Source organism: Paracoccus sp. J39 (assembly GCF_000518925.1).
In the GTDB taxonomy this organism is placed as follows: Bacteria; Pseudomonadota; Alphaproteobacteria; order Rhodobacterales; family Rhodobacteraceae; genus Paracoccus.
Map to the genome: position 1 here is coordinate 58,780 of NZ_JAEN01000001.1, position 19,093 is coordinate 77,872.

23 protein-coding genes are annotated in these 19,093 nt (G+C 66.1%); all 23 read left to right on the top strand.

All coding sequences use genetic code 11. The annotated features are described in order from the left end of the window. The first annotated feature begins 3 nt into the window (after window positions 1–3). The 23 genes from L632_RS0100280 to L632_RS0100395 all read left to right on the top strand — a co-directional run bounded on the left by L632_RS0100280 (window position 4) and on the right by L632_RS0100395 (window position 19,090). On the top strand, window positions 4–627 hold the full coding sequence (locus tag L632_RS0100280; protein ID WP_028711931.1) for an NADH-quinone oxidoreductase subunit C: 624 nt from the start codon (window positions 4–6) through the stop codon (window positions 625–627). Beyond that, window positions 624–1,055 carry a thioesterase family protein gene (locus tag L632_RS0100285; RefSeq protein WP_028711932.1) on the top strand — a complete coding sequence of 144 codons (432 nt, stop codon included), beginning with the start codon at window positions 624–626 and terminating at the stop codon, window positions 1,053–1,055. Before L632_RS0100280 ends, L632_RS0100285 begins: the two co-directional genes overlap by 4 nt. Before the next feature lie 2 nt (window positions 1,056–1,057). Then, window positions 1,058–2,296, top strand: coding sequence for an NADH-quinone oxidoreductase subunit D (locus L632_RS0100290; RefSeq protein WP_028711933.1), 1,239 nt, complete (start codon window positions 1,058–1,060; stop codon window positions 2,294–2,296). Continuing rightward, a complete protein-coding gene (nuoE, locus tag L632_RS0100295) occupies window positions 2,296–3,015 on the top strand; it encodes an NADH-quinone oxidoreductase subunit NuoE (protein WP_028711934.1) in 720 nt (239 codons plus the stop codon). Before L632_RS0100290 ends, nuoE begins: the two co-directional genes overlap by 1 nt. A 30-nt stretch (window positions 3,016–3,045) precedes the next feature. Continuing rightward, the gene (locus tag L632_RS0100300) at window positions 3,046–3,705 is read left to right on the top strand and encodes a hypothetical protein (protein WP_028716142.1); all 660 of its coding nucleotides are present in this window, start codon (window positions 3,046–3,048) and stop codon (window positions 3,703–3,705) included. Beyond that, on the top strand, window positions 3,705–3,968 hold the full coding sequence (locus L632_RS0100305) for a DUF5337 domain-containing protein (RefSeq protein WP_028711936.1): 264 nt from the start codon (window positions 3,705–3,707) through the stop codon (window positions 3,966–3,968). Before L632_RS0100300 ends, L632_RS0100305 begins: the two co-directional genes overlap by 1 nt. Before the next feature lie 4 nt (window positions 3,969–3,972). Continuing rightward, window positions 3,973–5,268 (top strand): NADH-quinone oxidoreductase subunit NuoF, encoded by a 1,296-nt coding sequence (nuoF, locus tag L632_RS0100310; RefSeq protein ID WP_028711937.1) that lies wholly within the window; start codon window positions 3,973–3,975, stop codon window positions 5,266–5,268. A 17-nt stretch (window positions 5,269–5,285) separates the two neighbouring features. Further along, window positions 5,286–5,696, top strand: a complete 411-nt coding sequence (locus tag L632_RS0100315) for a hypothetical protein (protein WP_028711938.1) — start codon at window positions 5,286–5,288, stop codon at window positions 5,694–5,696. A 194-nt stretch (window positions 5,697–5,890) separates the two neighbouring features. Beyond that, complete coding sequence (locus L632_RS0100325) at window positions 5,891–6,292, top strand: DUF5333 domain-containing protein (protein WP_028711939.1); 402 nt, start codon at window positions 5,891–5,893, stop codon at window positions 6,290–6,292. Beyond that, the gene (locus L632_RS0100330; RefSeq protein WP_028711940.1) at window positions 6,289–6,750 is read left to right on the top strand and encodes a hypothetical protein; all 462 of its coding nucleotides are present in this window, start codon (window positions 6,289–6,291) and stop codon (window positions 6,748–6,750) included. The genes L632_RS0100325 and L632_RS0100330 overlap by 4 nt, the downstream gene beginning before the upstream one ends. 109 nt (window positions 6,751–6,859) lie before the next feature. Beyond that, window positions 6,860–8,875, top strand: coding sequence for an NADH-quinone oxidoreductase subunit NuoG (gene nuoG, locus L632_RS0100335; RefSeq protein WP_028711941.1), 2,016 nt, complete (start codon window positions 6,860–6,862; stop codon window positions 8,873–8,875). 5 nt (window positions 8,876–8,880) lie between these two features. Then, window positions 8,881–9,648 carry a hypothetical protein gene (locus L632_RS0100340; protein ID WP_028711942.1) on the top strand — a complete coding sequence of 256 codons (768 nt, stop codon included), beginning with the start codon at window positions 8,881–8,883 and terminating at the stop codon, window positions 9,646–9,648. An 18-nt stretch (window positions 9,649–9,666) separates the two neighbouring features. Continuing rightward, entirely contained in the window at window positions 9,667–10,704 is a 1,038-nt protein-coding gene (gene nuoH / locus L632_RS0100345) for an NADH-quinone oxidoreductase subunit NuoH (RefSeq protein ID WP_028711943.1), read from the top strand. Window positions 10,705–10,707: 3 nt separating this feature from the next. Then, window positions 10,708–10,890 carry a hypothetical protein gene (locus L632_RS0100350; RefSeq protein ID WP_028711944.1) on the top strand — a complete coding sequence of 61 codons (183 nt, stop codon included), beginning with the start codon at window positions 10,708–10,710 and terminating at the stop codon, window positions 10,888–10,890. Then, complete coding sequence (gene nuoI / locus L632_RS0100355; RefSeq protein WP_028711945.1) at window positions 10,890–11,381, top strand: NADH-quinone oxidoreductase subunit NuoI; 492 nt, start codon at window positions 10,890–10,892, stop codon at window positions 11,379–11,381. Before L632_RS0100350 ends, nuoI begins: the two co-directional genes overlap by 1 nt. Beyond that, window positions 11,378–11,770, top strand: coding sequence for a carboxymuconolactone decarboxylase family protein (locus L632_RS0100360; protein WP_028711946.1), 393 nt, complete (start codon window positions 11,378–11,380; stop codon window positions 11,768–11,770). The genes nuoI and L632_RS0100360 overlap by 4 nt, the downstream gene beginning before the upstream one ends. Next, the gene (locus L632_RS0100365) at window positions 11,767–12,171 is read left to right on the top strand and encodes a carboxymuconolactone decarboxylase family protein (protein ID WP_028711947.1); all 405 of its coding nucleotides are present in this window, start codon (window positions 11,767–11,769) and stop codon (window positions 12,169–12,171) included. Before L632_RS0100360 ends, L632_RS0100365 begins: the two co-directional genes overlap by 4 nt. After that, window positions 12,168–12,770 (top strand): NADH-quinone oxidoreductase subunit J, encoded by a 603-nt coding sequence (locus tag L632_RS0100370; RefSeq protein ID WP_028711948.1) that lies wholly within the window; start codon window positions 12,168–12,170, stop codon window positions 12,768–12,770. Before L632_RS0100365 ends, L632_RS0100370 begins: the two co-directional genes overlap by 4 nt. A 99-nt stretch (window positions 12,771–12,869) precedes the next feature. Continuing rightward, window positions 12,870–13,175 (top strand): NADH-quinone oxidoreductase subunit NuoK, encoded by a 306-nt coding sequence (nuoK, locus tag L632_RS0100375; protein WP_010392916.1) that lies wholly within the window; start codon window positions 12,870–12,872, stop codon window positions 13,173–13,175. Between the two features lie 6 nt (window positions 13,176–13,181). Further along, window positions 13,182–15,287 (top strand): NADH-quinone oxidoreductase subunit L, encoded by a 2,106-nt coding sequence (nuoL, locus tag L632_RS0100380; protein ID WP_028711949.1) that lies wholly within the window; start codon window positions 13,182–13,184, stop codon window positions 15,285–15,287. Window position 15,288: 1 nt separating this feature from the next. After that, complete coding sequence (locus L632_RS0100385; protein WP_028716144.1) at window positions 15,289–16,830, top strand: NADH-quinone oxidoreductase subunit M; 1,542 nt, start codon at window positions 15,289–15,291, stop codon at window positions 16,828–16,830. A gap of 9 nt (window positions 16,831–16,839) precedes the next feature. Then, on the top strand, window positions 16,840–18,339 hold the full coding sequence (gene nuoN, locus L632_RS0100390) for an NADH-quinone oxidoreductase subunit NuoN (RefSeq protein ID WP_028711951.1): 1,500 nt from the start codon (window positions 16,840–16,842) through the stop codon (window positions 18,337–18,339). Beyond that, window positions 18,332–19,090: a biotin--[acetyl-CoA-carboxylase] ligase gene (locus L632_RS0100395; RefSeq protein WP_028716145.1), complete on the top strand. Its 759-nt coding sequence runs from the start codon at window positions 18,332–18,334 to the stop codon at window positions 19,088–19,090. Before nuoN ends, L632_RS0100395 begins: the two co-directional genes overlap by 8 nt. Window positions 19,091–19,093 lie beyond the last annotated feature (3 nt).

Genomic DNA, 19,093 nt, shown 5'->3' on the forward strand with positions numbered 1-19,093 from the left:
GCCATGTCCGACGTCTCTGACGAAGCCCTGCTGGAACTGGCCGAGCACATCTCCCTGCGCCGGGAAAGCGACGTGATCTCGACCCAGATCGCCTTTGGCGAGCTGACGGTGAATGCCACGCTGTCGGGCGTGATCGGCCTGATCGAGTTCCTGCGCAACGATCCGAACTGCCGCTTCTCGACGCTGATCGACATCACGGCGGTGGACAACCCGGCGCGGCCGGTGCGCTTCGACGTGGTCTATCATCTGCTGTCGATGTATCAGAACCAGCGCATCCGGGTGAAGGTCCAGGTGCGCGAGGACGAGCTGGTCCCCAGCCTGACCGGCGTCTTTCCCGGGGCCGGCTGGTATGAGCGCGAGGTCTTCGACCTGTTCGGCATCCTGTTCTCGGGCCATCCGGACCTGCGCCGCATCCTGACCGATTACGGTTTCCGCGGCCATCCGCTGCGCAAGGATTTCCCGACCACCGGCTATGTCGAGGTGCGCTGGAGCGACATCGACAAGCGCGTGGTCTACGAGCCGGTGAACCTGGTGCAGGAATACCGCCAGTTCGACTTCCTGTCCCCGTGGGAGGGCGCGAAATACGTGCTTCCGGGCGACGAGAAGGCGCCGGAGGCGAAGAAGTGAAACCCGGCCTGACCCCCGGCGCCCGCGCCCGCTTCAGCATGACGGTGGCCGAGGGCGATACCGTGCGCGCGCTGTTCTCGGACCGGGGCGCCTTTCCGCGGATGCCGGCGGTCTTCGCCACGGCCAAGATGGTCGGGCTGATGGAATGGGCCTGCGTCGAACAGCTGCGCCCCTATTACGAGGACGGCGAGGATTCGCTGGGCGTCCATGTCGATGTGGACCACAGCGCCCCGACCCTGCCCGGACAGGCGGTGACGGTCGAGACCGAGGTCGAGGAGATCGACGGCCGCTTCATCTGGTTCAAGGTCGTAGCCCATGACGGGGTCGACCGCATCGGCGCGGGCCGGCACCGCCGCGCGCTGATCAACACCGCGAAATTCAACGACCGGCTCGAGGCGAAGCGCGCCAAGGCCGGGCTGGAGGGATGACCATGGACGGCGACATCCGCAAGAACAGCTATGACGACGGCTCGATGGACGCCCTGACCGGCGAGCAGAGCATCCGCAACTTCAACATCAATTTCGGTCCGCAGCACCCGGCCGCCCATGGCGTGCTGCGCATGGTGCTGGAGCTGGACGGCGAGATCGTCGAGCGCGCCGACCCGCATATCGGCCTGCTGCATCGCGGCACCGAGAAGCTGATGGAAAGCCGCACCTATCTGCAGAACCTGCCCTATCTGGACCGGCTCGACTACGTGGCGCCGATGAATCAGGAACATGCCTGGTGCCTGGCCATCGAGCGGCTGACCGGCACCACGATTCCGCGCCGGGCCAGCCTGATCCGGGTGCTTTACTCCGAAATCGGCCGCATCCTGAACCACCTGATGGGCATCACCACCGGCGCCATGGACGTGGGCGCGCTGACGCCGCCGCTCTGGGGCTTCGAGGCGCGCGAAGAACTGATGGTGTTCTACGAACGCGCCTGCGGGGCGCGGCTGCATGCCGCCTATTTCCGTCCCGGCGGCGTGCATCAGGACCTGCCGCCCGCCCTGCTGGACGATATCGAGGAATGGTGCGAGCGTTTTCCGAAGCTGGTCGACGACCTCGACACGCTGCTGACCGAGAACCGCATCTTCAAGCAGCGGCTGGTCGATATCGGCATCGTGACCGAGGAGGACGCGCTGGACTGGGGCTATAGCGGCGTCATGGTGCGCGGCTCGGGCCTGGCCTGGGACCTGCGGCGGGCGCAGCCCTATGAATGCTATGACGAATTCGACTTCCAGATCCCCGTGGGCAGGAATGGCGACTGCTATGACCGCTATCTGTGCCGCATGGCCGAGATGCGCGAATCCTGCAAGATCATGCAGCAGGCGGTGCAGAAGCTGCGCGCCGAGCCGGCCGGAGACGTGCTGGCCCGCGGCAAGCTGACGCCGCCGAAGCGCGCCGACATGAAGCGCGACATGGAAGCCCTGATCCATCACTTCAAGCTTTACACCGAGGGCTTCCGGGTCCCGGCGGGCGAGGTCTATGCCGCCGTCGAGGCCCCCAAGGGCGAGTTCGGCGTCTATCTGGTCGCCGACGGCACCAACAAGCCCTGGCGCGCCAAGCTGCGCGCGCCCGGTTTCGCGCATCTGCAGTCGATCGACTGGATGTCGCGCGGCCACATGCTGGCCGACGTTCCGGCGATCATCGCCACGCTCGACATCGTTTTCGGAGAGGTTGACCGCTGATGCTGCGCCGTCTGTCCCCCATCCAGCCGGACTCTTTCGAGTTCACCCCCGCGAACCTGGAATGGGCCCGCGCCCAGATGACCAAATACCCGGAAGGCCGCCAGCAATCGGCGATCATCCCGGTCCTGTGGCGTGCCCAGGAACAGGAGGGCTGGCTGAGCCGTCCCGCCATCGAATATTGCGCCGACCTGCTGGGCATGCCCTATATCCGGGCGCTGGAGGTCGCGACCTTCTATTTCATGTTCCAGCTCTATCCGGTCGGCACCGTCGCCCATATCCAGATCTGCGGCACCACGACCTGCATGATCTGCGGCGCCGAGGACCTGATCCGGGTCTGCAAGGAAAAGATCGCGCCGGCGCCGCACACGCTTTCGGCCGATGGCCGGTTCTCGTGGGAAGAGGTCGAATGCCTCGGCGCCTGCACCAACGCGCCCATGGCCCAGATCGGCAAGGATTTCTACGAGGACCTGACCGCCGAGAAGCTTTCGGCGCTGATCGACCGTTTCGCCGCGGGCGAGGTGCCGGTGCCGGGCCCGCAGAACGGCCGCTTCTCGGCCGAGGCCCTGGGTGGTCCGACCGCGCTGGCCGACCTGAAGGGCGGTGAGCAGTATAACGGCAGCGTGGCGCTGGCGGTGCGGCTTGGCGACACGGTCAAGCGCATCGACGGGACCGAGGTTCCGGTCACCACGCCTTGGCTTGCGACGCAGAACGGCGCTTAATCGTTACGGGACAGGAGCGGTCGGGTCACGATGGAACGGGCGGAGTGCAACAGGAACTGCTGGATCTCGGCGGCAATCGCCGGGGTCGTGGTGCTGTTGTTCACCTCGGGCATCGGCGATCTGCACTGGCTGGCCGGGCTGTTCCTCGGCGCCGTCACCTTCGTGCTGTTCGGGGCGCTGATGGTCTGGCTGGTCTGCCACGAACGGCCCGAGCTCTTCGCCGAGGGAGACGGCCTGACCGGTACGGACTGGCAGCGCGCGGCGGTGGACCGCCAGCCCGAGACATTGCTGGTCGGCGGCTCGCTGGGACCGGAGCCTTTCACCTCGGGCACGCAGATGTCGGGCAGGCAGATGCCCATCGTCGCCGGGGCCATGCCCGCCGCGGCATCGCGGCCTGACCCTGCGCCCGCGGCGCCGGCACAGCCCGCCGGGACCGCGCCGGGCACCGACGATCTGAAGCGGATCAAGGGCATCGGCCCCAAGATCTCGGACTGGCTGAACGCGCAGGGCGTGACGCGCTATGAGCAGATCGCCGCCTGGGATGCCGCCGCCGTCGCCGATTTCGCGCAGCGGCTGGGCCGGATGGGCGGGCGGATCGAGGCCGACGACTGGGTCGGCCAGGCGAAGCTTCTGGCGGCGGGGGGCGAGACCGCCCATTCCCGCCGCATCGACAAGGGCGAGGCCGTCTGATGGCCCGCCCGACAGGACAACAGGCGTCGCAAGCGGGCAGGACCGCTGCGGCGGATGCCCGGCAGATGCGGCTTGTGGCGGTGGTGATCGCCGTCACCATGGCGCTGTGGCTGGGGGTGCAATGGCTGGGGGGCCAGCAGGACTGGCCCGCGAAATACGCCTTTCTCGCCGATCTGGCGGCGATTGGGGCCTTGATCTGGTCGCTGTTGGTGACCTGGCGGATCTGGCGGCGGCGCAATGCGTCCTCGCAGGGACAAGGATAAGACGATGCTGAACGATCAGGACCGGATCTTTACGAACATCTACGGCATGGGCGACCGCAGCCTGGCCGGCGCGAAATCGCGCGGCTGCTGGGACGGCACCGCCGCCATCATCCAGCGCGGCCGCGACAAGATCATCGACGAGATGAAGGCCTCGGGCCTGCGCGGCCGTGGCGGCGCCGGTTTTCCGACCGGGATGAAATGGTCCTTCATGCCCAAGGAATCGGACGGCCGCCCCTCCTACCTGGTCATCAATGCCGACGAATCCGAGCCCGCGACCTGCAAGGACCGCGAGATCATGCGCCACGACCCGCATACGCTGATCGAGGGCGCGCTGATCGCCAGCTTCGCCATGGGCGCCCATGCCGCCTATATCTACATCCGCGGCGAGTTCATCCGCGAGCGCGAGGCGCTGCAGGCCGCCATCGACGAATGCTATGACGCGGGCCTGCTGGGCCGCAACGCCGCCGGGTCGGGCTGGGATTTCGACCTTTACCTGCACCACGGCGCCGGCGCCTATATCTGCGGCGAGGAAACCGCGCTGCTGGAATCGCTTGAGGGCAAGAAGGGCATGCCGCGGATGAAGCCGCCCTTCCCGGCGGGCGCCGGCCTCTATGGCTGCCCGACCACGGTGAACAACGTCGAGTCGATCGCCGTGGTGCCGACCATCCTGCGCCGCGGCGCGGAATGGTTCGCCAGCTTCGGCCGCCCGAACAATGCGGGCGTGAAGCTGTTCGGCCTGACCGGCCACGTCAACACCCCCTGCGTGGTCGAAGAGGCCATGTCGATCCCCATGCGCGAGCTGATCGAGAAGCATGGCGGCGGCATCCGCGGCGGCTGGAAGAACCTCAAGGCGGTGATCCCCGGCGGCGCCTCCTGCCCGGTGCTGACCGCCGAGCAATGCGAAAACGCCATCATGGATTACGACGGCATGCGCGAGCTGAAATCCAGCTTCGGCACCGCCTGCATGATCGTCATGGACCAGTCCACCGACGTGGTGAAGGCGATCTGGCGGCTGTCCAAGTTCTTCAAGCACGAAAGCTGCGGCCAGTGCACCCCTTGCCGCGAGGGCACCGGCTGGATGATGCGGGTCATGGAGCGGCTGGTGCGCGGCGATGCCGAGGTCGAGGAGATCGACATGCTCTTCGACGTGACCAAGCAGGTCGAGGGCCACACCATCTGCGCCCTGGGCGACGCGGCCGCCTGGCCGATCCAGGGCCTGATCCGCAACTTCCGCGAGGAGATCGAGGACCGCATCAAGGCCAAGCGCACCGGCCGCATGGGCGCGATGGCGGCAGAGTAGAGGCGCAGGGCCCATCCATGAAACGCAAGACGCATCTGATCGTGGCGATGGTGGCGCTGGCCGGGCTTGCCGCTTGCAACGGTCCTGCGCCCTCTTCGGAGACGGGGTTCAATTTCTTCCTGAACGGGGTGCCCGGCTCGACCGACTGCAAGCTGGTCGGGTCGCGGGGCAAGTCGTGGCAGGAAAAGACCGTGATCAATCGCGGGGTTGTCCTGAAAGCGCGCGGCTATGCCGATGAAGGAACGATCCGCTGCACCATGGCCGATGGCGCGGTCTACGAATCGAACTGGAACCAGCTTGCGCTGGGTCCGCAGGGCGCGCGGATGCTCGCTGGCGAGACCTGGTTCAGCAAGGGCCATGCCGAGCAGGGCGTCAAGGTCACCTACGGCAATTTCTATCGGATGTTCAGCTTCAAGCGCGTGCAATAGTCATGGATCTGTTTTGCCAAGCACATGTCCCGCCCGTCCCGGATGATCTCTCCGGGGCGGTCGAGGCTGTGCGCGGCAAGGATCGGCGGGCCGGCGATGTCGCTGCGGCCGATCACGGCCAAGTGACGCGAGATGGCCGGATGGCGGGGCGACCCCATGTTATGGCTCAGGGCCATGACAAGGAGGCTATTGCCATGAAACTCATCCCTGCCGCCCTGATCGGCGCGGCCATGCTGGCGACGCCGGCCCAGGCGCTGGAGCCGCTGAGCCAGGAGAAATACATCAACGACCGGCTGATCGCGGCCCGCATCGCCGACCGCATCCGCCGCACCTGTCCCAGCATCAACGGCCGCATCCTCTACGCCTATGGCGAGGCCCGCAAGCTCAAGCGCTATGCCGAGCAGAAGGGCTATTCGCGGTCGCAGATCGACGCCTTCCTCGACAGCAGGGAGGACAAGAAGCGCATCTATGCCGTGGCCGAGGACTATCTGGTCCGCAACGGCGCCAGGGCGGAGGACCCCGAGAGCTTCTGCCGCATCGGCCGGCAGGAGATCCAGAAGAACACGGTTATTGGCAGCCTGCTGGTGGCGAAATGAGAAAATGGCTCAACTGGATCGGGCTGGGACTGATGGCCGCCGCCGCCGCCTCGATGATCGCGGCGGATGCCTTCGCGGGCGAACCCTCGGACCCGCTGCAACCGACGGCGCAAAAGTTCTACCTGCAATTCTCGATGTTCGCGCCGGGCGACATGCAATGTGACGCGACCGGGCCGGGCGTGCGCACCAAGCTCAGCCGCGGGATGACGGGGGCGCCGCTGCTGCGCATCACCGGCAATGCGGCCGGGGCGCAGATCCTTTGCTGGCGCCCGGATGGCAGCCGCTATACGACCGACGTGAACCGCAGGGTGCGCTATAATACCGCCGGGGCCGTTCGCGCGACGGTGACCTTTCACGCCGGGCAGGACGCTGCCGGCATCATGGTCCAGCGCGACGGCGAAGAAGACAGGATGGTGCCGACCATCTTTCCCCGTGCCTTCGTGAGGGTGCAGGAATGACGGCACAGAAGACAACCGGGCCAGCCTTCGGCCAGCATTTGCATCGCGCGGAACCTGCCGGAAATCGTGCCGGCAGCCGACTTCGTCGCGCGGGATAAGGGAAGACAAGATGGCAGATCTTCGCAAGATCAAGATCGACGATGTGATTATCGAGGTCGATCCGAACCTGACCCTGATCCAGGCCTGCGAGCAGGCCGGGATCGAGGTGCCGCGCTTCTGCTATCACGAGCGGCTGTCGATCGCCGGCAACTGCCGCATGTGCCTGGTCGAGGTGGTGGGCGGCCCGCCCAAGCCCGCCGCCTCTTGTGCCATGCAGGTCAAGGACCTGCGCCCGGGGCCGGACGGCGCGCCCTCCGAGATCCGCACCAACTCGCCCATGGTCAAGAAGGCCCGCGAGGGGGTGATGGAGTTCCTGCTCATCAACCACCCGCTGGACTGCCCGATCTGCGACCAGGGCGGCGAATGCGACCTGCAGGACCAGGCCGTGGCCTATGGCGTCGATTTCAGCCGCTATCGCGAGCCGAAGCGCGCCAGCGAGGACCTGAACCTCGGCCCGCTGGTCGAGACGCATATGACGCGCTGCATTTCCTGCACCCGCTGCGTGCGCTTCACCACCGAGGTCGCCGGCATCACCCAGATGGGCCAGACCGGCCGCGGCGAGGACAGCGAGATCACCAGCTATCTGAACGAGACGCTGAACTCGAACCTGCAGGGCAATATCATCGACCTGTGCCCGGTCGGCGCGCTGGTTTCCAAGCCCTATGCCTTCACCGCCCGGCCGTGGGAACTGACCAAGACCGAATCCATCGACGTGATGGACGCTCTGGGCAGCAATATCCGCGTCGATACCAAGGGCCGCGAGGTCATGCGCATCCTGCCGCGCAACCATGACGGCGTGAACGAGGAGTGGATCAGCGACAAGACCCGCTTCGTCTGGGACGGGCTGCGCCGCCAGCGCCTCGACCGCCCCTATATCCGCGAGAACGGCAAGCTGCGCCCGGCCTCCTGGCCCGAGGCGCTGGAGGCCGCCGCCCGCGCGATGAAGGGCAAGAAGATTGCCGGGCTGGTCGGCGATCTGGTGCCGGTCGAGGCGGCCTTCAGCCTCAAGCAGCTGGTCGAGGGGCTGGGCGGCAAGGTGGAATGCCGCACCGACGGCGCGCGGCTGCCGGCCGGCAACCGCTCGGCCTATGTCGGCACGGCGCGGATCGAGGATATCGACCACGCCAAGCGCATCCTGCTGATCGGCACCAATCCCCGCGACGAGGCGCCGGTGCTGAACGCCCGCATCCGCAAGGCCTGGGCGCATGGCGCGCAAGTGGCTCTGATCGGCGAGGCAGTCGATCTGACCTATGACTATCTGCATCTCGGCACCGACCGGCAGGCCCTGCTTGATCTGGTCAATGAGGCGCCGGGTCCGGACGGCACTCCGGGGCTGGTGATCGTCGGGCAGGGCGCGCTGCGCGAAGCCGATGGCGAGGCGGTGCTGGCCAATGCGATGAAGCTTTGCGAGCTGGGCGACGCCCGGCTGCTGGTTTTGCACAGCGCCGCCGGCCGCGTCGGTGCCATGGACGTGGGCGCGGTGACCGAGGGCGGCCTGCTTGCCGCCATCGACGGCGCGGAGGTGGTCTACAACCTCGGTGCCGACGAGGTCGACATCGCTGCCGGTCCGGTGGTGATCTATCAGGGCAGCCATGGCGACCGCGGTGCGCATCGCGCCGACATCATCCTGCCCGGCGCCTGCTATACCGAGGAAAGCGGCCTGTTCGTGAACACCGAGGGCCGTCCGCAACTCGCCATGCGCGCCAATTTCGCGCCGGGCGAGGGCAAGGAGAACTGGGCGATCCTGCGTGCGCTTTCGGCCGAACTGGGCGCGACCCAGCCCTGGGACAGCCTGGCCGGGCTGCGCCGCGAACTGGTCGCGGCGGTGCCGCATCTGGCCCAGATCGACCAGGTGCCGCAGAACGAATGGCAGCCGCTGGACCGTCTTGACCTGGGCCAGGCCGATTTCCGCAATGCGATCAAGGATTTCTATCTGACCAATCCCATCGCGCGCTCCTCGCCGCTGATGGGAGAGCTTTCGGCCATGGCCGCGGCCCGCAGGGCTCCGGCCCTGGCGGCGGAGTGACGGGGATGCGGCCCCGCCTTGCCCTTCTGACCGGGATCGGCCTTCTCGCCCTGCTGGCGGGTTGCGGCGAAAGCAAGGACGCGCGCCCGCGGCCCAAGCCGGCCCAGCTGGGCGTCGCGGTGCTGCAAAGCGATGCCGGCGCGCCGGACAAGAAGGTGCTGACCAAGGGCCGGATCTCGACCAAGTCGGGCGAGATCCTGATTCTGGAACCCGACGGATCGGTCAGCGAGATGGCGCTGGACAGCCCCGAGGGCCGCGATGCCTTCGCGGTGACCGAGGCCGAGCTGATGGCGCTGAATGCGAATCTGGATCTGGACCTGTCGGGAATGCCGGACATGGCCCCGGTGCGGCAGCGCCAGCCGACGGCGCAGGAAAAGGCGCTGGCCGATTTCGCGGCCCGCACCCGTCCGCTGCGGCTGAACCTGCCCAAGAGCTTCGAGGCCGATCCCAAGGATTTCCAGGGCGCCCAGGTCTCGGGCCTGGCCAGTTCGCGCAAGGGGGCGGACGGGCTGGTGGAAGTGACGGCAAACCTGCGCGCCGGGGTGGACGCCGACACCGCCTTCGCCTATGCCACATGCGCGCTGGCCAGCTGGGCCGATGCGAAGGGGGCGCCCTATGCCCGGCACATCCGCACGCTCAGGGACAAGCGCAACGGCAAGATGGTCGTCGGCTCGGTCTTTACCCTGTCCGAGAAGAAACCGATGGGCCTGACGGTGATGACAACGAATGAGACCTTGCAGGAATGCAAGGCACGCGGCATTCCCGCGGCGTGATGAGAGGGACGAAAGATCATGGCTGAATTCTGGGCCTCGCCCTACGGTTTCGCGCTCAGCCTGCTCTTGCAGGGTCTGGCGGTCATCGCCTTTGTCATGGGCTCGCTGATCTTCATGGTCTATGGCGACCGCAAGATCTGGGCGGCGGTGCAGATGCGCCGCGGTCCGAACGTGGTGGGCCCCTGGGGGCTGCTGCAGACCTTCGCCGATGCGCTGAAATACGTCGTCAAGGAAATCGTCGTCCCGGCCGGGGCGGACAAGTTCGTCTATTTCCTGGCGCCCTTCCTGTCGATGATGCTGGCGCTGTTCGCCTTTGTGGTCATCCCCTTCGACGAGGGCTGGGTGATGGCGAACATCAATGTCGGCATCCTGTTCATCTTCGCCGCCTCCTCGCTGGAGGTTTACGGCGTCATCATGGGCGGCTGGGCCTCGAACTCGAAATACCCGTTCCTTGCCTCGCTGCGCTCGGCGGCGCAGATGATCTCCTACGAGGTCTCGCTGGGGCTGATCATCATCGGCGTCATCATCTCGGCCGGCTCGATGAACCTGACCGCCATCGTCGAGGCGCAGCGCGGCGATTACGGCCTGCTGAACTGGTTCTGGCTGCCGCATCTGCCGATGGTGGTGCTGTTCTTCGTCTCGGCGCTGGCCGAATGCAACCGCCCGCCCTTCGACCTGGTCGAGGCCGAATCGGAACTGGTGGCGGGCTTCATGACCGAATATTCGTCCACGCCCTACCTGCTGTTCATGGCGGGCGAATACATCGCCATGTATCTGATGTGCGCGCTTCTGTCGCTGCTGTTCTTCGGCGGTTGGCTGTCGCCGGTGCCCTTCATCGCGGACGGCTGGTGGTGGATGGTCATCAAGATGTGGTTCTGGTTCTACATGTTCGCCATGGTCAAGGCGATCGTGCCGCGCTACCGCTACGACCAGCTGATGCGCATCGGCTGGAAGGTGTTCCTGCCCCTGTCGCTGGGCTGGGTGGTGCTGGTGGCGATCCTGGCCCGCTACGAAGTGCTGGGCAGCTTCTGGGCCCGTTTCGCAGTCGGAGGATAAGCCATGTATTCCAACAAGCTAGCCGAGGCATTTGCCAAAGCCAGTGAGACCGACAAGGTAGAGCTGGCGCATTTCCTCGCCAACAATCTGGACAGTGCGGAACAGGCGCAGGACAGCGCCCGCATCCGCGACTATGTCGCCGCGTTCGACCGTTTCGCGGCGCCGCGGGAAGGGGAGCGTTTCTGATGGCCTTCGATTTCGCGCGGGCGACCAAGTATTTCCTGATGTGGGACTTCATCAAGGGCTTCGGCCTGGGCATGCGCTATTTCGTCTCGCCCAAGCCGACGCTGAACTATCCCCACGAAAAGGGCCCGCTTTCGCCGCGCTTCCGGGGCGAGCACGCGCTGCGCCGCTATCCGAACGGCGAGGAACGCTGCATCGCCTGCAAGCTCTGCGAGGCTGTCTGCCCGGCCCAGGCCATCACCATCGACGCCGAACCGCGCGAGGACGGCTCGCGCCGCACCACGCGCTACGACATCGACATGACGAAATGCATCTATTGCGGCTTCTGCCAGGAGGCCTGCCCGGTCGATGCCATCGTCGAGGGGCCGAATTTCGAATATTCCACCGAGACCCGCGAGGAGCTGTTCTACGACAAGCAGAAACTGCTTGCGAACGGCGAACGCTGGGAGGCCGAGATCGCCCGCAACCTGCAGCTGGATGCGCCCTACAGATGACTCCCGTCGCCGCATATCAGCGCGGCCGCGCCCTGGCCGAGCATCTCAATCCTGGGATGGAGGCGGCCCTGCGCGACCGCTATGGCCATTGGCTGCCCGATGCGGTGGCCGAAACGGTCGTGGGTCACGGGATGGGCGAGGTCTATGCCCGCGAGGGGCTGGATCTGAAGACCCGTCTGCTGGTCACGGTCGGCGCGTTGGCGGCGATGGGCGGGCAGACCCGGCCGCAGCTCAAGGTGAACGTGGCCTCGGCCCTGCGCGCAGGCGCAAGCGCGCGAGAGATCTGCGAGGCGATCTTCCAGATGCATCTCTATGGCGGAATGCCGGCGGCGATCAACGCGCTGAATGCCGCCATCGAGGTTTTCGAAGCGGAGGGAACAAGTCCATGACCGATGCCTTCCAGAAGCTGTTCCAGCAGATGCTGCAATCCGGCCAGGAGATGGCGCGCGTCTTCAACCCGGCGCTGGAACATTTCGACATGCGCGCCATGGAAAAGCTGGTGCCGACGATCCCCGCCGACATGCTGGAAATGTGGTTCGGCAAGACCTTCAACCGCGAGGGGCTGGACGCCAAGACGCGCCTGCTTCTCACCATCGGCGCGATCACCGTTCAGGGCGCGCTGGCCGAGCCGCAGCTGCGCATGACCATCCGTCAGGCGCTGGCGGCCGGCGCCACCAAACGCGAGATCGCCGAGACGATCTTTCAGATGAGCATGTTCGGCGGGCTGCCTGCGATGCAGAAGGCGCTGGAAATCGCCCAGAGCGTCTATGCCGAGGAGGACGACGAATGATGACCTTCGCTTTCTACCTGTTCGCGATCAGCGCCTGCGTCGCGGGCTTCATGGTCGTGATCGGCCGCAATCCGGTGCATTCGGTGCTGTGGCTGATCCTGGCCTTCCTCGCCTCGGCGGGCCTGTTCGTGCTGCAGGGCGCGGAATTCGTCGCCATGCTGCTGGTCGTGGTCTATGTCGGCGCCGTGGCGGTGCTGTTCCTGTTCGTCGTCATGATGCTGGACGTGGATTTCGCCGAGCTCAAGGGCGAGCTGGCGCGCTACCTGCCGCTGGCGCTGCTGATCGGTGTGGTGCTGCTGGCGCAGCTGGGCATCGCCTTTTCCGGCTGGACGCCCTCGGACAGCGCCGAGAGCCTGCGCGCCGCGCCGGTGGACGCGACGGTCGAGAACACCTTCGGCCTGGGCCTCGTGCTTTACGACCGCTATGTGCTGATGTTCCAGCTGGCCGGTCTGGTGCTGCTGGTCGCGATGATCGGGGCGATCGTGCTGACGATGCGCCACCGCCGCGACGTCAAGCGCCAGAACGTGCTGGAACAGATGTGGCGCGACCCGGCCAAGACCATGGAGCTGAAGGACGTCAAGCCGGGACAGGGGCTTTGAACGCGGCAAGCTGGACCGCGATAGCCATCGGGATCGCCACGGCGGTCCTAGTAGCAAACGGATATTTCAACGGGTGAACGACCCGGAGGGACCAGGACGATGATCGGATTGACTCATTATCTTGTTGTGGGGGCGATACTGTTCGTCACCGGCATTTTCGGGATCTTCGTGAACCGAAAGAACGTCATCGTCATCCTGATGTCGATCGAGCTGATGCTCCTGGCGGTGAACATCAATTTCGTCGCCTTCTCGACGCATCTGGGCGATCTGGCCGGGCAGGTCTTCACCATGTTCGTGCTGACCGTCGCCGCCGCCGAGGCCGCCATCGGCCTGGCGATCCTGGTGGTCTTCTTCCGCAACCGCGGCACCATCGCGGTGGAAGACGTCAACGTGATGAAGGGGTAAGCGAGCATGGAAAAATTCGTCCTCTTCGCGCCGCTCATCGCGTCGCTGATCGCCGGGCTGGGCTGGCGCGCCATCGGCGAGAAGGCCGCGCAATACCTGACCACGGGCGTGCTGTTCCTAAGCTGCCTGATCAGCTGGTATCTGTTCCTGTCCTTCGACGGCGTGCCGCGGCACATTCCGGTGCTCGACTGGGTCGTGACCGGCGATTTCCATGCCGAATGGGCGATCCGGCTGGACCGGCTGACCGCGATCATGCTGATCGTCGTGACCACCGTCTCGGCCCTCGTGCACATGTATTCGCTGGGCTACATGGCCCATGACGACAACTGGACGCATGACGAGCATTACAAGGCGCGCTTCTTCGCCTATCTCTCGTTCTTCACCTTCGCCATGCTGATGCTGGTGACGGCGGACAACCTGTTGCAGATGTTCTTCGGCTGGGAGGGCGTGGGCGTCGCCTCCTATCTGCTGATCGGATTCTACTACAAGAAGGCCAGCGCCAATGCCGCGGCGATCAAGGCGTTCATCGTCAACCGGGTCGGCGATTTCGGCTTCCTGCTGGGCATCTTCGGCCTTTACTGGCTGACCGGCTCGGTCCAGTTCGACGAGATCTTCCGCCAGGTGCCGCAGCTTGCGCAGACCGAGATGCATTTCCTGTGGCGCGACTGGAACGCCGCGAACCTGCTGGGCTTCCTGCTCTTCGTCGGCGCCATGGGCAAATCGGCGCAGCTCTTGCTGCACACCTGGCTGCCGGACGCGATGGAAGGCCCGACCCCGGTCTCGGCGCTGATCCACGCCGCGACCATGGTGACGGCGGGCGTGTTCCTGGTCTGCCGCATGTCGCCGCTTTACGAATTCGCGCCGGATGCCAAGAACTTCATCGTCATCATCGGCGCCACCACCGCCTTCTTCGCCGCGACCGTGGGCCTGGTGCAGAACGACATCAAGCGCGTCATCGCCTATTCGACCTGCTCGCAGCTGGGCTACATGTTCGTGGCGGCGGGCGTCGGCGTCTATTCGGCGGCCATGTTCCACCTGCTGACCCATGCCTTCTTCAAGGCCATGCTGTTTTTGGGCGCCGGCTCGGTGATCCATGCCATGCACCATGAGCAGGACATGCGGAACTATGGCGGGCTGCGGAAAAAGATCCCGCTGACCTTCTGGGCGATGATGATCGGCACCTTCGCCATCACCGGCGTCGGCATCCCGCTGACCCATCTGGGCTTCGCCGGCTTCCTGTCCAAGGACGCGATCATCGAAAGCGCCTATGCCGGCAGCGGCTATGCCTTCTGGCTGCTGGTGATCGCCGCCTGCTTCACCAGCTTCTACAGCTGGCGGCTGATCTTCCTGACCTTCTACGGCAAGCCGCGCGGCGACCATCATGCCCATGACCATGCGCATGAAAGCCCGCCGGTGATGACCATCCCGCTGGGCGTGCTGGCCATCGGTGCGGTCTTTGCCGGCATGGTCTGGTATGGTCCCTTCTTCGGCGACCATCACAAGGTGACGGAATATTTCCACATCGCCGGCGCGCATCACGAAGCGGCCGAGGGCGGGGAAGCGGAGCACGCGACCGCCGAGGCTCCGGTGGAGCATGTCGCCGCCGATACCGCCGAGGGCGAGCCGACTGACGAGGCCGCCCATGCCGAGGTCGCGGCCCCGGTCGGCGGTGCGATCTACATGCATCCCGACAACCATATCATGGACGAGGCGCATCATGCGCCGGCCTGGGTCAAGGTCTCGCCCTTCATCGCCATGGTGCTGGGGCTGATCACCGCCTGGACCTTCTACATCGCCAATCCGTCGCTGCCGCGGCGGCTGGCGGCGCAGCAGCCGGCGCTGTATCAGTTCCTGCTCAACAAATGGTATTTCGACGAGATCTACGACTTCATCTTCGTCCGCCCGGCGAAATGGCTTGGCCGTGCGCTGTGGAAGGGCGGGGACGGCGCCGTCATCGACGGCACCATCAACGGGGTGGCCATGGGGTTGATCCCGCGGCTGACCCGCGCGGCGGTCCGGGTGCAATCGGGCTATCTGTTCCACTACGCCTTCGCGATGGTTCTGGGCATCGTGGGCTTGCTGATCTGGGTGATGATGCGGGGCGCGCACTGACATGACGAACCTTCTTTCCATCATCACCTTCCTGCCGATCGTCGCCGCGATCATCATGGCGCTGTTCCTGCGCGGCCAGGACGAGGCGGCGGCCCGCAACGCCAAGTGGCTGGCGCTGCTGACCACCAGCGCGACCTTCGTGATCTCGCTTTTCGTGCTGTTCCGCTTCGACCCGGCGAACACGGGCTTCCAGTTCGTCGAGGATCACGCCTGGATCATGGGGCTGCGCTACAAGATGGGCGTGGACGGCATCTCGGTGCTGTTCGTGCTGCTGACCACCTTCATGATGCCGCTGACCATCCTTTCGACCTGGGCGGTCGAGGACAAGGTCAAGGAATACATGATCGCCTTCCTGGTGCTGGAAGGGCTGATGATCGGCGTCTTCACCGCGCTCGACCTGGTGCTGTTCTACCTGTTCTTCGAGGCGGGGCTGATCCCGATGTTCCTGATCATCGGCATCTGGGGCGGCAAGGACCGCATCTATGCGTCCTTCAAGTTCTTCCTCTACACCTTCCTCGGCTCGGTGCTGATGCTGGTGGCGATGATCGCCATGTATCGCATGGCGGGCACCACCGACATCCCGACGCTGCTGACCTTCGACTTCCCGTCGGACAACTTCCGCCTGCTGGGCATGACGGTGGTCGGCGGCATGCAGATGCTGCTGTTCCTGGCCTTCTTCGCCAGCTTCGCCGTGAAGATGCCGATGTGGCCGGTCCATACCTGGCTGCCCGACGCGCACGTCCAGGCGCCGACCGCCGGCTCGGTCCTGCTGGCGGCGGTGCTGCTGAAGATGGGCGGCTACGGCTTCCTGCGCTTCAGCCTGCCGATGTTCCCGGTCGCCAGCGGCGTGGCCCAGCCCTATGTCTTCTGGCTGTCGGCCATCGCCATCGTCTACACCTCGCTGGTGGCGCTGGCGCAGTCGGACATGAAGAAGGTCATCGCCTATTCCTCGGTCGCCCATATGGGCTACGTGACCATGGGCGTCTTCGCCGCGAACCAGATCGGCGTCGACGGCGCGATCTTCCAGATGCTGTCGCACGGCTTCATCTCGGGCGCGCTGTTCCTGTGCGTCGGCGTGATCTACGACCGCATGCACACGCGCGAGATCGACGCCTATGGCGGGCTGGTGAACCGGATGCCGGCCTATGCGGCGGTCTTTATGTTCTTCACCATGGCGAATGTGGGCCTGCCGGGCACCTCGGGCTTCGTGGGCGAGTTCCTGACGCTGATGGGGGTCTTCCGCGTCGATACCTGGGTGGCGCTGGTCGCGACCTCGGGGGTGATCCTGTCGGCGGCCTATGCGCTCTGGCTCTATCGCCGGGTGACGCTGGGCCAGCTGATCAAGGAAAGCCTGAAGTCGATCACCGACATGACGCCGCGCGAGCGCTGGGTATTCGTTCCGCTGATCGCCATGACGCTGATCCTGGGCGTCTATCCGCGGCTCGTCACCGACGTGACCGGCCCGGCGGTCGCAGCACTCGTCCAAGACTACAACCAGAGCCAGCCGGCGGCGCCCGTCGCCACGGCCCAAGCCAGCCACTAGGGGACGGATATGACCTCGCTCGATTTCTCGACCATTCTGCCCGAGGTGGTGCTGGCCGGTTACGCCCTCGCCGCGCTGATGGCAGGGGCCTATCTCGGCAAGGACAGGCTGGCGCGCACGCTGCTCTGGGTCACGGTCGCGGCCTTCCTGATCGTCGCGGCCATGGTGGGCCTGGGCAACCATGTCGACGGCACCGCCTTCCACGGCATGTTCATCGACGACGGCTTTTCACGCTTTGCCAAGGTGGTGACGCTGGTCGCCGCCGCCGGGGTGCTGGCGATGAGCGCCGATTACATGCAGCGCCGCAACATGCTGCGCTTCGAGTTCCCGATCATCGTCGCGCTGGCGGTGCTGGGCATGATGTTCATGGTCTCGGCCGGCGACCTCTTGACCCTCTACATGGGGCTGGAACTGCAATCGCTGGCGCTTTACGTCGTCGCCGCCATGCGCCGCGATTCGGTGCGCTCTTCCGAGGCGGGGCTGAAATATTTCGTCCTCGGTTCGCTTTCCTCGGGCCTGCTGCTCTATGGCGCCTCGCTGGTCTACGGCTTTGCCGGGACCACCGGATTCGAGGGCATCATCTCGACCATCCAGGGCGGCCACCTGTCGCTGGGCGTGCTGTTCGGGCTGGTGTTCATGCTGGTGGGCCTGTCGTTCAAGGTCTCGGCCGTGCCCTTCCACATGTGGACCCCGGACGTCTATGAGGGCTCGCCGACGCCGGTGACCGCCTTCTTCGCCACCGCGCCCAAGGTCGCGGCCATGGCGCTGATCGCGCGGCTGGTCTTCGACGCCTTCGGCCATGTCATCGGCGACTGGAGCCAGATCGTCGCGGCGCTGGCGGTGATGTCGATGTTCCTGGGCTCGATCGCCGGGATCGGCCAGACCAACATCAAGCGGCTGATGGCCTATTCCTCGATCGCGCATATGGGCTTCGCGCTGGTCGGCCTTGCCGCCGGCACCGCCATCGGCGTGCAGACCATGCTGCTTTACATGACCATCTATGCGGTGATGAACATCGGCACCTTCGCCTTCATCCTGTCGATGGAGCGCGACGGCGTGCCGGTCACCGATCTGACCGCGCTGAACCGGTTCGCCTGGACCGATCCGGTCAAGGCGCTGGCCATGCTGGTGCTGATGTTCAGCCTTGCCGGCGTGCCGCCGACGCTGGGCTTCTTCGCCAAGTTCGGCGTGCTGACGGCGGCGGTCGATGCCGGCATGGGCTGGCTGGCGGTGCTGGGCGTGATCGCCTCGGTCATCGGCGCCTTCTATTACCTGCGCATCGTCTATTACATGTATTTCGGCGCCGAGACCGAAGGCATGACCTCGCGCATGGGTGCGGTGCAATATCTGGCGCTGATGCTGCCGGCGCTGGCCATGCTGGTGGGTGCGATCAGCATGTTCGGCGTGGATGCCGCCGCCGGCCGCGCCGCCGAGACTCTGGTCGGCCCGGTCGCCGCGGCCGAACAGCCGGCCGAATCCGCGCAAGCCGAGCCCGCGCAAGGTGAGTGACGCCTGGCCCGAAGGCGTGGCCCGCCATGTGCTGGCCCGCGCCGACAGCACCAATGCCGAGGCGTTGCGGCTGGCGCCCGGCCTTTCGGGGCCGGCCTGGGTAATGGCCCGCGAGCAATTCGCGGGCCGCGGCCGTCGCGGTCGGGACTGGGTGATGCCGGCCGGGAATTTCGCCGGGACGCTGGTCGTCCGGCCGCAGGGCGGGGCGCTGGCCGCCGCGCAGCTGTCCTTCGTGGCGGCGCTGGCGCTTTACGACGCGCTTGGCGATGCCTGCGGCCCCTCGGTCCGGCTGGCGATCAAATGGCCGAACGACGTGCTGCTGAACGGCGGCAAGGTGGCGGGCATCCTGCTGGAAAGCGCGGGCTCGGGTCCGGGCGTGCAGGCCGTCGCGGTCGGCATCGGCGTCAACCTGGCCGCCGCGCCGGATGCGGCGGCGGTCGAGCCGGGCGCGACGCCCCCGGTCTCGGTCCTGGGCGAGACCGGCCATGTCGTCGATCCCGAGGATTTCCTGGACCTGCTGGCGCCGGCCTTCGCGCGCTGGCAGGCGCAGCTGGACATCTATGGCTTTGCGCCGATCCGCAACGCCTGGCTGGCCCGCGCCGCCCGGCTGGGCGAGCCGATCACCGCCCGCACCGGCGCGACCGAGAGCCACGGCATCTTCGAGGGGATCGACGACAGCGGCGCGCTGATCCTGCGCGGCCCGGCGGGGCGGCAGGTCATTCCCGCCGCCGACGTCTATTTCGGAGCTTAGCCC